Raw genomic sequence first — 11,576 nt, forward strand, 5'->3', positions numbered from 1 at the left:
TGAGAGACCCAAACATCTCCTTATAATCGGAGCTCATCGTTCCCGCACAGGAGGTCCCCTTGAACACCGTCCCCGGCCGCCGGGCCCGCACCCTGCCCCGCGTCCTGGCCGCCCTCACCGCGACGGCCGGTCTGGTGCTCGTCTCCGCCTGCACCTCCAGCGACAGCGGCTCCGGCGGCACCAAGACGGCCGCCGGCGGGGTCGAGCTGGTCAAGGCCGGACAGCTCACCACCTGCACCCACCTGCCGTACCCGCCGTTCCAGTCGGAGATCGACGGCAAGGTGCAGGGCTTCGACGTCTCGCTGATCGACCTGGTCGCCAAGGACCTCGGAGTGAAGCAGCAGATCCTCGACACGCCGTTCGAGAACTTCAAGACGGGCGCCTTCCTGAACTCCGGCGAGTGCGACCTGGCCGCGGCCGGCATGACCATCACCGCCGAGCGCAAGAAGAACGTCGACTTCTCCGACCCCTACTTCGACGCCACCCAGGCCGTCCTGGTCGACAAGGACGCCGGGGTCACCTCCCTCGCCGACGTGAAGTCCAAGAACGTCAAGCTGGGCGCCCAGGCGCAGACCACCGGCGAGGACTACGCCAAGAAGCAGGGCTTCGACCCGGTCTCCTTCGAGTCCTCCGACGCCGTCCTCAACGGACTGCGCACCGGCCAGGTCAAGGCCGTCGTCATCGACTACCCGGTGGTCCAGGGCTGGCTGAAGGACAAGGCCAACGCCGACGCCTTCAAGGTCGTCGACAACCTCAACACCGGCGAGCAGTACGGCTTCACGGTGAAGAAGGGCAACACCGCGCTCCTCGCCGCCATCGACAAGGCGCTCGCCGACGCCAAGGCGGACGGCACGTACAAGAAGCTCTACGAGCAGTGGATCGGCCCCTACGACGCCTCGGCCGCCGCACCGTCCGCCGCACCGTCCGCGTCGCCGTCCGCGTCATGAGCGCCGCGGACGTACCGCTCCAGCCGAAGAAGAAGGGCCTGACCCGGCGACAGAAGCGCAGACTCTCCCGGGGCGCGCAGTACCTCGTCTTCGTCGCCGCCGTGATCGCCTTCGCGGTCTCGGCGGACTGGGGCCGGCTGAAGAACCAGTTCGCCCAGGGGGACATCGCGCGGCAGATGTTCCCGGACGTCATCACGCTGGCCCTGAAGAACACCGTGCTGTACACGGTGTCCGGCTTCGCGCTGGGGGTGCTGCTCGGTCTCGTCGTCGCGCTGATGCGACTGTCCTCGGTCGGCCCGTACCGCTGGGTGGCCGGCGTGTACATCGAGATCTTCCGCGGCCTGCCCGCCCTGCTCATCTTCATCTTCATCGGCGTCGCGGTGCCGCTCGCCTTCCCCGGCACGGAGATCGTCGGCGGCACCTACGGCAAGGCCGCCCTGGGACTCGGCCTGATCGGAGCCGCCTACATCGCGGAGACCTTCCGGGCCGGCATCCAGGCGGTGCCCAAGGGGCAGACGGAGGCGGCGCGTTCCCTGGGCTTCTCACCCACCCGCGCCATGTTCTCGATCGTCGTCCCGCAGGCGTTCCGGATCATCCTCCCGCCGCTCACCAACGAGTTCATCATGCTGTTCAAGGACTCCTCGCTGGTGCTGCTGCTCGGCGTCACCCTCCAGGAGCGCGAACTGTCCAAGTACGGCCGCGACCTCGCCAGCACCACCGCCAACTCCACCCCCATCCTGGTCGCCGGCCTGTGCTACCTGCTGGTGACCGTCCCGCTCGGCTTCGTCGTGCGCCGGCTGGAGGCCAAGACCCAGGAGGCCGCCGGATGACCCGGCCCGAGATCGAAGTCCGCGGCCTGCACAAGTCCTTCGGCGGCAACGAGGTGCTGCGCGGCATCGACCTGGAGATCGGCCAGGGCGAGGTCGTCTGTGTCATCGGCCCCTCCGGCTCGGGCAAGTCCACCCTGCTCAGATGTGTGAACCTGCTGGAGGAGCCGACGCAGGGCCAGGTCTTCGTCGGCGGCACCGAGGTCACCGACCCGGACGTCGACATCGACGCCGTACGCCGCCGTATCGGCATGGTCTTCCAGCAGTTCAACCTCTTCCCGCACCTCACCGTGACCGAGAACCTCACCCTGCCGCAGCGCCGGGTGCTCCGGCGCGACCGGGCGAGCGCCGCCCGGACCGCCGCGGAGAACCTCGAACGCGTCGGGCTCTCGGAGAAGGCGGACGCCTACCCCTCCTCCCTCTCCGGCGGCCAGCAGCAGCGCGTCGCCATCGCCCGCGCCCTCGCCATGGGCCCCGAGGTCATGCTGTTCGACGAGCCGACCTCGGCGCTCGACCCGGAACTGGTCGGCGACGTCCTCGCGGTCATGCGCCGGCTCGCCCGCGAGGGCATGACCATGATGGTCGTGACCCACGAGATGTCCTTCGCCCGCGAGGTCGCCGACCGGGTCGTGTTCATGGACGGCGGAGTGGTCGTCGAGGACGGCAACCCCACCCAGGTCATCGGCAACCCGCGCAACGAGCGCACCCGCCACTTCCTGTCCCGGCTGCTCGACCCGGCGACGGCGGAGGTGGAGGAGGAGACCTCCTGACCGGCGCCGTTGTCAGTGCGCTGTGACCCCGGCCGCCCTCCTGGTCCCCGAGGTGCTCCGCGCCGACGGCGCCGACGACTGCGGCGACCTGCGCGGCTTCGATGCCCCGCGGGTGCACGGGGCCGGCTGCCGGCCCGTATCGAGGAGGGACTGCCCGTCGTCCTAGGCTGACGCCCATGAGCGATCACGCGGTGCTGCACGTGAAGGGCAGGGTCCTCGCAGGACCCGACGACGTCCGCGACGAACTGTGGGTCGTCGCCGGCCGGATCTCCTACGACCGTCCGGCCGGCGCCCGCGACGTGCGGACCGTCCAGGGCTGGGCCCTGCCCGGGCTGGTCGACGCCCACTGCCATGTGGGCCTCGGACCCGAGGGCCCGGTCGGGCCCGACGTCGCCGAGAAGCAGGCGCTCACCGACCGGGAGGCCGGCACCCTGCTGATCCGCGACGCCGGCTCGCCCTCCGACACCCGCTGGGTCGACGACCGCGCCGACCTCCCGAAGATCATCAGGGCCGGCCGGCACATCGCCCGCACCCGCCGCTACATCCGTGGCTACGCCCATGAGATCGAGCCCGAGGACCTCGTCGCGTACGTCGCCCGGGAGGCCCGGCGCGGCGACGGCTGGGTCAAGCTGGTCGGCGACTGGATCGACCGCGAGGTGGGCGACCTGGCCCCCAGCTGGCCGCGGGAGGCGGCCGAGGCGGCCATCGCGGAGGCCCACCGGCTGGGCGCCCGGGTCACCGCGCACTGCTTCGCGACGAACTCCCTGCGCGACCTCGTCGAGTCGGGCATCGACTGCGTCGAGCACGCCACGGGCCTCACCGAGGAGCTCATCCCGCTCTTCGTCGAGCACGGCGTCGCGATCGTCCCCACCCTCGTCAACATCGCCACCTTCCCCCAGCTCGCCGCAGGCGGCGCGGCCAAGTTCCCGCGCTGGTCGGCTCATATGCGCCGGCTCCACGAGCGCCGCTACGACACCGTGCGCTCCGCCCACGACGCCGGTATCCCGGTCTTCGTCGGCACGGACGCCGGCGGCAGCCTCCCGCACGGGCTGGTGGCCGCCGAGGTGGCGGAGCTGGTGACCGGGGCCGGACTGCCGCCCCTCACGGCGCTCGCCGCGACCACCTGGGAGGCGCGCCGCTGGCTCGGCCGCCCCGGTCTCGACGAGGGCGCCCCGGCCGACCTCGTCGTCTACGACGCCGACCCGCGCGCCGACGTCCGGGTCCTCGCCGAACCCCGCCGGGTGGTCATGAACGGCAGGGTCATGGGCTGAACCACCGCACCGCCTCAGTCGAAGACATGTGCGGCAAACTCACGTTGGAGTGAACTCCCGTCAGCTCGCTGACCGTTCACCCTTCGTACGTAATTCTTGCGGGGTCCCGCAGCACGTTTCCTCCGGGGGTCCCACCCATGAGCACCCTGTCCTTCCGCATGCCCGCACGCCGTCTCGCCGCCGTCGCGGCGGCCGGCGTCCTGACCGCCGGCCCCGCCGCCCTCGCGGGAGCGGGCCCGGCACACGCCACCGACGCCGAGGGGAGCGCGAGCGCGGCCGTCCTGCGCACCGGCCTCGACGTGGCCCTGGTGAACAGAACCGTCCGGATGCCGCTCGCCGTCGCCCTCAACGAGGTGCGCGCCCCGCAGAGCGCACAGAAGGCCGCACAGAAGGCCGCACAGAAGGCCGAACCGGAGGCCGAACAGAAGACGGCGCTGACGGCCCGGCTGGACGGTGTCGACGACGGCCGGACCTTCAGCGTCCTGCGCGCCGACGTCGCCGAGGCGAAGGCCGCCGTCGACGGCACCGGGGCCGAGGCCTCCACCCGGCTCACCCGCGCCCGGCTGCACCTGCCCGGTCTGCCGCTGCTCTCCCTGATCGAGGTCGACGCGGTCACCTCCGCGGCGACCTGCGAGGCCGGCAAGCCGCCGGTCGCCACCTCCCGTCTCCCCGGCTCGGTGACGGTCCTCGGCCAGAAGGTCTCGGTGGGCGCCGGCGGCCCCACGGACGTGCGGGTGCCCGGCGTGGGAGAGGTCCGGCTCACCTGGTCCCAGCGCCAGACCACCTCCCGCACGGCCGCCGCGACCGCCCTGCGCCTCACCGTCTCCGTCAACCCCCTGAAACTGAACGTCGCCGAGATCACCGGCACGCTGACCCTGGCCGAGGCGCGCTGCGCGGCCCCGCCCGCGGCCGAGCGGGCCACCGGGCCGGTCCCGACCCCGGAGAGCGACGTCAGACCGCAGAGCGCGCCCGCCGGAACGGACCTCGCCAGCACCGGGGGCAGTCCCCTCACGCCGTACCTCGCGGGCGGCGCGGCGGCGCTGCTGGCGGCGGGCGGGGGAGCGGTGGCACTGGCCCGCCGCCGCACCTGAACACCCCGTCAGTTCTGGTGACCCGCCGCTGACAGCGCCCGGTCCAGGGCCTGGAGGAACGAGTTGACCGTGCTCCGGTCCCGGACCGCGAGCCGCAGCCACTCCTCGTCGAGCCCCGGGAAGGTGTCCCCGCGCCGGACCGCGAACCCCAGGTCCCGCAGATGCCGGCGCACCGCCGCCGCCCCCGGCAGGCGGATCAGTACGAAGGGGCCCTCGGCCGGTCCGGCGACCCGCACTCCGTCGGAGGCGAACTCCTCCAGCCCGGCGACGAGATGGGCCCGGTCCGTGGCGATCCGGTGCGCGGCGTGCGCCGCCTCCGCCAGTGCCCGCGGGGAGACGCACGCCTCGGCCGCGGCCAGCGCCGGCGTGGACACCGGCCACAGCGGCTGAGCCCGCTCCAGCGCGGCGATCGTCTCCGGGTCGGCGAGGACGTACCCGATCCGCAGTCCCGCGAGCCCCCAGGTCTTGGTCAGGCTGCGCAGCACCACGAGACCGGGCACGTCCGTGCGCCCGGCGAGGGCCTCGCGTTCGCCGGGCACCGCGTCCATGAACGCCTCGTCGACCACCAGCGTCCGCCCCGGCCGGGCCAGCCGCGCGATCGTCTTCGCCGGGTGCAGCACCGAAGTGGGGTTCGTGGGGTTGCCGATCACCACCAGGTCGGCGTCCTCGGGGACCGCCGCCGGATCCAGCCGGAAACCGTCCCCGGCCCGCAGCACCACCCGGTCCACGCTGTGCCCGGCGTCCCGCAGCGCCGCCTCGGGCTCGGTGAACTGCGGATGCACCACGACCGGCCGACGCACCTTCAGCGCCCGCGCCAGCAGCACGAACGCCTCCGCGGCGCCCGCCGTCAGCAGCACCCACTCCACCGGCAGCCCGTGCCGCGCCGCCACCGCCGCCCGCGCGGCCCGCCCGTCCGGGTAGGCCGCGAGGCCGGTCAGCGAGGCGGCTATCCGCTCCCGCAGCCAGTGCGGGGGCGTGTCCGCGCGGACGTTCACCGCGAGGTCGACCAGCGCGGAGCCGCCGTCGCGCACCTCGGCGTCCCCGTGGTGCCGCAGATCGTGCCCGTCAGTGCGCATGGGCATGTCCGCCGTGATGGTGATGCCCGTGCCCGTGGTGCCCGTGGTGGTCGCCGTCGTCGTCCGGGTGGAAGTGCGGCTGCTGCGCCAGGCCCACCTTGTCCTCGAACCCGGGCAGCGCGATCCGGTACACGCACGAGTCGCAGTTCATCCGCAGGTCGCCCTTGAGCGCCTCCTCGTACCGCTCCATCACCAGGTCGAGCAGCTCCGGCTCGGGCCCGATGACGTCCGCCGAGCGCACCTCCACCTCCGGGTGCGCGGCCGCCCAGCCCTCGGTCTGCCGGCGCACCCGGTCCGGAAGGATGCCCGTGAACAGGAAGTACGGCAGGACGACGATCCGGCGGGCGCCCAGGCGCACACACCGGTCCAGGCCGCTCGGCACGTCCGGCGCGGCCAGCGACACGAACGCCGTCTCCACACCCGCGTATCCGCGTCCCTCCCACAGCAGCCGGGCCGCCTTGTGCACCTCGGCGTTGGCGTCCGGGTCCGTCGACCCGCGCCCCACCAGCAGCACCGTGACGTCGGAGCGGTCGTCCGGGGTGCGCCCGGCCGGGCTGCCCAGCGCCTCGTCGAGGCGCCGCTCCAGGACGTTCAACAGCGCGGGGTGCGGGCCCAGCGGACGGCCGTAGGTGTACGAGATCCCCGGGTGCCGTTCCTTCTCACGGGCCAGCGCGGCCGGGATGTCCCCCTTGGCGTGCCCGGCGGACACCAGCATCAGCGGGACGGCGGCGAACCGGCGCACCCCGCGCTCCACCAGTTCGGTCACGGCCTCGCCCAGCGGGGGAGGCGACAGCTCGATGAATCCGCCCGCGACGGGCAGGTCCGGATGGCGGCGCCCGAGCTCCCGTACGAAATCACGGAACGCCTCGGCTCCGGCCTCGTCCCGGGTGCCGTGGCCGGCGATGAGCAGGGCGGGCGGCGGGGTGGTCACTGGGTCTCCTCGGCGGGAACGGGATGGGTCGAAAGGGGGGGAAGCGGTGAAATCGCCTGGTCGGGCAGGGGGCCGGTCACGCGGGCTCCTCCTGCCAGCGGTAGCCGCGGGGCGTCACCATGCGCCCCGCGACCGTCCGGGTCGCGGTGTTGCCCACGGTCACGACGGTCATCATGTCGACCGTCGCCGGGTCGAGGCCGGCCAGCGTCGTCACCCGGGCGGTGCCGTCCGGGCGGGAGGCGTTGCGCACGACCCCGACGGGCGTACCCGGCCGCCGGTGCTCCGCGAGGATCGCCAGCGCCTTGGGCAGCTGCCAGTCACGGCCGCGGGAACGCGGGTTGTAGAAGGTGACGACGAGGTCCGCCTCGGCCGCCGCCCGCACCCGCCGCTCGATGACCTCCCACGGCGTGTGCAGATCGGACAGGCTGATGGAGACGTGGTCGTGGCCGAGCGGCGCGCCGAGCAGCGCGGCCGCCGCCAGCGCCGCGGTCACCCCGGGCACCCCGACCACGTCGATGTCCGCGGAGGCCTCCGCGAGCGCCGGGGAGGCCATCGCGTACACACCGGCGTCCCCGCTGCCGATCAGCGCGACCGCGTGCCCGCGCCGGGCCTCGGCGACCGCCGTGCGCGCCCGCTCCTCCTCGGCGCCGAGCCCCGACTCCAGGATCCTGGTGCCCGGCCGCAGCAGATCCCGGATCTGGTCGACGTACTGGTCGAGCCCCACGAGCACGGAGGCCCGCCGCAGCTCGTCCTTGGCCCGCGGGGTGAGCAGGTCCCGGGCGCCCGGCCCGAGGCCGACCACCGCGAGCCGCCCGCGCCCCGGCCGCCGTACGACCGCACAGGTCGCCATCGCCGGGGAGCCGCCCGACTTCCGCTTGGGCACGAGGAGTTCGCCGCCCTCGCGCAGGGCGGCGGCCTCCGCGACGGAGGGGGTGCCGACGGCGGCGAGCGGCGCGTCGGAGGGGTTCGGCACCGGCACGGAGGCCAGCTCACCGGCCGAGTACGTCACCACGGGCACCCCGAGCCGCGCGGCGGCCTCCAGAATGCCGGGCTCCTCGGCCTTGGCGTCCACGGTGGCGAGCGAGGCGACACTACGGCGGGACAGCCCCGCCTCCCGCAGCGCGCCCTCGATCACCTCCAGGACCTCCTCGGCGGGGGCACCCCGGGACGCGCCGACCCCGACGACGAGGGTCGGCGGCCGCAGCAGCACCTCCCGGGCGCCGGGCTCGACGGCCCGGTCCGTGACCCGCACGGTGTACCCGCCCACGGCGGACGACCCCGTGCACGGCAGCGGCGGCAGCGGCCACGCCACCTCCGTCTCCAGCGCCACCGGTTCGCCGTCCAGCAGGGCCCGGGTCACCGCGGCGACCTCGCCCTCCACGGGCAGCCCGAGGGTGTCCAGGCCGGGCAGGCCGACGGCGTCCGTCGCGGTGGTCACCACCGGCTGGGCGCCGAGCGACTCCGCCACCTCCAGCGCGAGTGCGTTGGCGCCGCCGGCGTGCCCGCCGAGCAGCGGCACGGCGAACCGTCCGCCCTCGTCGACACAGACCACCCCCGGGTCCGCGGCCTTGTCGCCGAGCAGCGGGGCGACGAGCCGCACCACGGCCCCCGTCGCGAGGAAACACACGAGCTGCTCGCACTCCGCGAACGCCCGCCGGACGGCGTCCCCCACGGGCCCGTCGTACACCCGCGTGCGGTCCGGCCACGCCGCGGCCAGCCGGTCCCGCGCCGCCGCCCCCGCCGCGGTGGCGGAAATGAGACCGATCACTGAGCTACTCCTTCACTGGACACCGGGGCGCGCACACCCCACAGCAGAAAAACGGGATTGACCGCCGCGAGCCGGGTCACGTCCCCCGGCAGCGGTGCGAGCCGCGCGGACTGGAGCAGGACGCCGTCCACGTCGTACCCGGCGTCCAGCAGCGCGGCCCGCGCCGCCGGCACCCGGTCCAGCGCGGCCAGGGCGACCACCACCGTCCGCCGGGCCCGCCGCGCGCACACCGCCACGATGTCGGCCAGCTCCGCGCCCCCGCCGCCCACGAACACGGCGTCGGGCTCCGCCAGGCCGGCCAGCGCCCGCGGTGCCGGGCCGTGCACGGCGTCGACGTAGACACCGTGCGCGAGGGCGTTGGCGCGGATCCGCTCCACCCCGTCCGCCGCCCGCTCCACCGCGTCGACGGCCGCCCCGAGCCGGGCGCACTCCACGGCCACCGAGCCCGACCCCGAGCCGACGTCCCACACCAGGTCGCCGGGGCGCGGCCCGAGCCGGGCCAGGGCCAGCGCCCGCACCTCGAACTTGGTGATCATCGAGTCGCGGTGCGCGAAGCCGTCCTCGGCCAGCGCCCACCCGGCCGGTCGGACGGCGGGCCCGGCGAGCGTCCGCGCGGGAGACAGCACCCGGCTCTCGTCCAGGCAGAGGACGACACTCACCGCCGTACCCCACTCCCGTTCGGCGGCCTGCGCGGCGGTGACGCGCACCACCCGCTCGTCCTGCGGGTCGCCCAGCGCGGAGGCGACCACGAGCGTCCGCCCCGACCGGGCGAGCGCGGCCCCCAGCTCCGCGGGCCCGGCGCCGGGCCCGGTCAGCACGGCGACCTTCGGAAACGCCCGGCAGATGTTGACCGCCGTGCGCGGATCGCGTCCGTGCGCGCTGACCACGACCGCGTCGTCCCAGGTCAGACCCTGCCGGGCGAAGGCGGTCGCGACCGACGACACCCCGGGACGCACGTCGAGGCGCGCCGGCCCGAACCGCTCGGCGAGCGCCCGCACGATCCCGAAGAACCCCGGATCGCCCGAGGCCAGCACCACCACCGCCCGGTCCTCGGCGTCGTACTCCGCGATCGTCTCCAGGGCCGGGGCGAGCGGACCGAGCACGATCCGCTCGGCCCCGTCGGGCAGCCGTACGGCGTCCAGATGGCGCCGCCCGCCCACGACCAGCTCCGCGCCGGCCAGCTCCGCGGGGCCGGGCGGGGCGCCCGTGCCCGTGCCGATGACCGTGATCATGTACTCGCACCCCGCTCGCGCAGCGCCCGCCGCGCCTCGGGGTCGGCCTTGCGGAAGCCGTGGAAGTGGCCCGGGTGGTACAGGTGCGAACGGGTGCCGTGCGCGTCCAGGGCCGGGCCGACCAGGAAGAGGGTGTGCTTCCAGAGCTTGTGCTCCTTGACCGTCTCCTCCAGCGTGCCGATCGTGCACTTCACGACCAGCTCCTCCGGCCAGGTCGCCTGGTACGCCACCACGACCGGGGTGTCGGTCGGGTAGCCGCCCTCCAGCAGCTCCCGCACCAGCTGCCCGCTGCGGGCGGCGGACAGGAACACCGCCATGGTGGTGCCGTGCCGGGCGAACTCCCGCACCTCCTCACCCGGCGGCATCGGCGTCTTGCCGCCGCCCAGCCGGGTGAGCACGACGGACTGCGCGACCTCGGGGATCGTCAGCTCACGCCGGGCGAGCGCGGCCACCGCGGAGAACGACGACACCCCCGGCACGATCTCGGTCTCGATCCCGAGCGCCTCGCACCGGTCGAGCTGCTCCTGGGTGCCGCCCCACAGGGCCGGGTCGCCGGAGTGGATCCTCGCCACCCGCAGTCCCTCGGCCAGCGCCCGCTCGTACACCGCGACGACGTCCTCCAGGGACATCGTGGCCGAGTCGAGGATCTCCGCACCCTCCCGCGCATGGTCCAGGACCTCCGCCTGCACCAGGCTGGCGGCCCAGATCACGACATCCGCCTCCGCGATGGCGCGCGCGGCGCGGAACGTCAGCAGATCGGCGGCGCCGGGGCCGGCACCGACGAAGGTCACCTTGCCGGCGGGGGCTTCGGCCATGGTCTCGGGTCCTCTCATAACGGGTCACTACGGGGCACAAAGGGTCGTGCGGCGGGTCAGGGGCATGGCCGGATGTGCGCGGCCGGGGGCTGATCGGATACGAAGGGCCCATGGCGGTCTTCGTCGCGCTCGGCGCGTTCCTCATGACGCTGGCCGGCGGCTGGACGGCACAGCGTGTCACCGACCGCCGCCATCTCGTCCTCGGCCTGGCCGGCGGCCTCATGCTGGGCGTCGTCGGCCTGGACCTGCTGCCGGAGGCCCTGGACGCGGCCGGCACCGAGGTCTTCGGCGTCCCGGCGGCACTCCTGCTGTTCGTCGCGGGCTTCCTGCTGGCCCATCTGGTGGAACGCCTGCTCGCGGTGCGCCAGGCCGCGCACGGCGGCGACGAGCACGACGGCCGGGTCCCCGAGGTGGGCCTGACGGCCGCCGCGGCGATGGTCGGCCACAGCGCCATGGACGGCCTGGCCATCGGCGCGGCCTTCCAGGTCGGCGGCGGCATGGGCCTGGCGGTGGCCGTGGCGGTGATCGCCCACGACTTCGCCGACGGCTTCAACACGTACACGATCACGAGCCTGTACGGGAACGCCCGCCGACGAGCCCAGCTCATGCTGGTCGCGGACGCGGCGGCCCCCGTGGCCGGCGCGGCGGCGGCGACCGTCGTCACCGTCCCGGAGCAACTGCTCGGCGGTTATCTCGGCCTCTTCGGCGGCGCGCTGCTCTACCTCGCGGCCGCCGAGATCCTCCCCGAGGCCCACCACGAACACCCCGCCCGCTCGACCGTGCTGTGCACGATCGCGGGCGCGGCCTTCATCTGGCTGGTGGTGGGCCTGGCGGCCTGATCCGGCCGT

Annotated in this window: 11 protein-coding genes; 6 read left to right on the plus strand and 5 right to left on the minus strand. The window is 74.3% G+C overall.

All coding sequences use genetic code 11. The features are described 5' to 3' along the window. The first annotated feature begins 59 nt into the window (after window positions 1-59). The 5 genes from AQJ58_RS37315 to AQJ58_RS37335 all read left to right on the plus strand — a co-directional run bounded on the left by AQJ58_RS37315 (window position 60) and on the right by AQJ58_RS37335 (window position 4,906). On the plus strand, window positions 60-947 hold the full coding sequence (locus AQJ58_RS37315; RefSeq protein ID WP_067258685.1) for a transporter substrate-binding domain-containing protein: 888 nt from the start codon (window positions 60-62) through the stop codon (window positions 945-947). Further along, window positions 944-1,777 (plus strand): amino acid ABC transporter permease, encoded by an 834-nt coding sequence (locus tag AQJ58_RS37320; protein WP_067258822.1) that lies wholly within the window; start codon window positions 944-946, stop codon window positions 1,775-1,777. The genes AQJ58_RS37315 and AQJ58_RS37320 overlap by 4 nt, the downstream gene beginning before the upstream one ends. Beyond that, the gene (locus AQJ58_RS37325; protein WP_067258688.1) at window positions 1,774-2,544 is read left to right on the plus strand and encodes an amino acid ABC transporter ATP-binding protein; all 771 of its coding nucleotides are present in this window, start codon (window positions 1,774-1,776) and stop codon (window positions 2,542-2,544) included. The genes AQJ58_RS37320 and AQJ58_RS37325 overlap by 4 nt, the downstream gene beginning before the upstream one ends. A gap of 176 nt (window positions 2,545-2,720) precedes the next feature. After that, on the plus strand, window positions 2,721-3,815 hold the full coding sequence (locus AQJ58_RS37330; RefSeq protein ID WP_067258689.1) for an amidohydrolase family protein: 1,095 nt from the start codon (window positions 2,721-2,723) through the stop codon (window positions 3,813-3,815). A 137-nt stretch (window positions 3,816-3,952) separates the two neighbouring features. Then, entirely contained in the window at window positions 3,953-4,906 is a 954-nt protein-coding gene (locus AQJ58_RS37335; RefSeq protein WP_067258690.1) for an SCO1860 family LAETG-anchored protein, read from the plus strand. A gap of 8 nt (window positions 4,907-4,914) precedes the next feature. On the opposite strand, the gene cobC is transcribed toward AQJ58_RS37335, so the two are convergent. From cobC to cobM, 5 genes are all read right to left on the minus strand, one after another. Further along, window positions 4,915-5,982: an Rv2231c family histidinol phosphate aminotransferase CobC gene (gene cobC, locus AQJ58_RS37340; protein WP_067258691.1), complete on the minus strand. Its 1,068-nt coding sequence runs from the start codon at window positions 5,980-5,982 to the stop codon at window positions 4,915-4,917. Next, window positions 5,972-6,913, minus strand: a complete 942-nt coding sequence (locus tag AQJ58_RS37345) for a sirohydrochlorin chelatase (RefSeq protein ID WP_067258693.1) — start codon at window positions 6,911-6,913, stop codon at window positions 5,972-5,974. Before AQJ58_RS37345 ends, cobC begins: the two co-directional genes overlap by 11 nt. Before the next feature lie 76 nt (window positions 6,914-6,989). Beyond that, window positions 6,990-8,681, minus strand: coding sequence for a precorrin-3B C(17)-methyltransferase (gene cobJ / locus AQJ58_RS37350; RefSeq protein WP_067258694.1), 1,692 nt, complete (start codon window positions 8,679-8,681; stop codon window positions 6,990-6,992). Then, complete coding sequence (locus tag AQJ58_RS37355) at window positions 8,678-9,913, minus strand: bifunctional cobalt-precorrin-7 (C(5))-methyltransferase/cobalt-precorrin-6B (C(15))-methyltransferase (protein WP_067258696.1); 1,236 nt, start codon at window positions 9,911-9,913, stop codon at window positions 8,678-8,680. The genes cobJ and AQJ58_RS37355 overlap by 4 nt, the downstream gene beginning before the upstream one ends. Further along, the gene (cobM, locus tag AQJ58_RS37360; RefSeq protein ID WP_067258698.1) at window positions 9,910-10,728 is read right to left on the minus strand and encodes a precorrin-4 C(11)-methyltransferase; all 819 of its coding nucleotides are present in this window, start codon (window positions 10,726-10,728) and stop codon (window positions 9,910-9,912) included. The genes AQJ58_RS37355 and cobM overlap by 4 nt, the downstream gene beginning before the upstream one ends. 110 nt (window positions 10,729-10,838) lie before the next feature. On the opposite strand from cobM, the gene AQJ58_RS37365 reads away from it, so the two are divergent. After that, window positions 10,839-11,567, plus strand: coding sequence for a ZIP family metal transporter (locus AQJ58_RS37365; RefSeq protein ID WP_067258699.1), 729 nt, complete (start codon window positions 10,839-10,841; stop codon window positions 11,565-11,567). Window positions 11,568-11,576: the final 9 nt, after the last annotated feature.

Origin of the sequence: Streptomyces sp. DSM 15324 (assembly GCF_001514285.1) — a bacterium.
Taxonomy (GTDB): Bacteria; Actinomycetota; Actinomycetes; order Streptomycetales; family Streptomycetaceae; genus Streptomyces.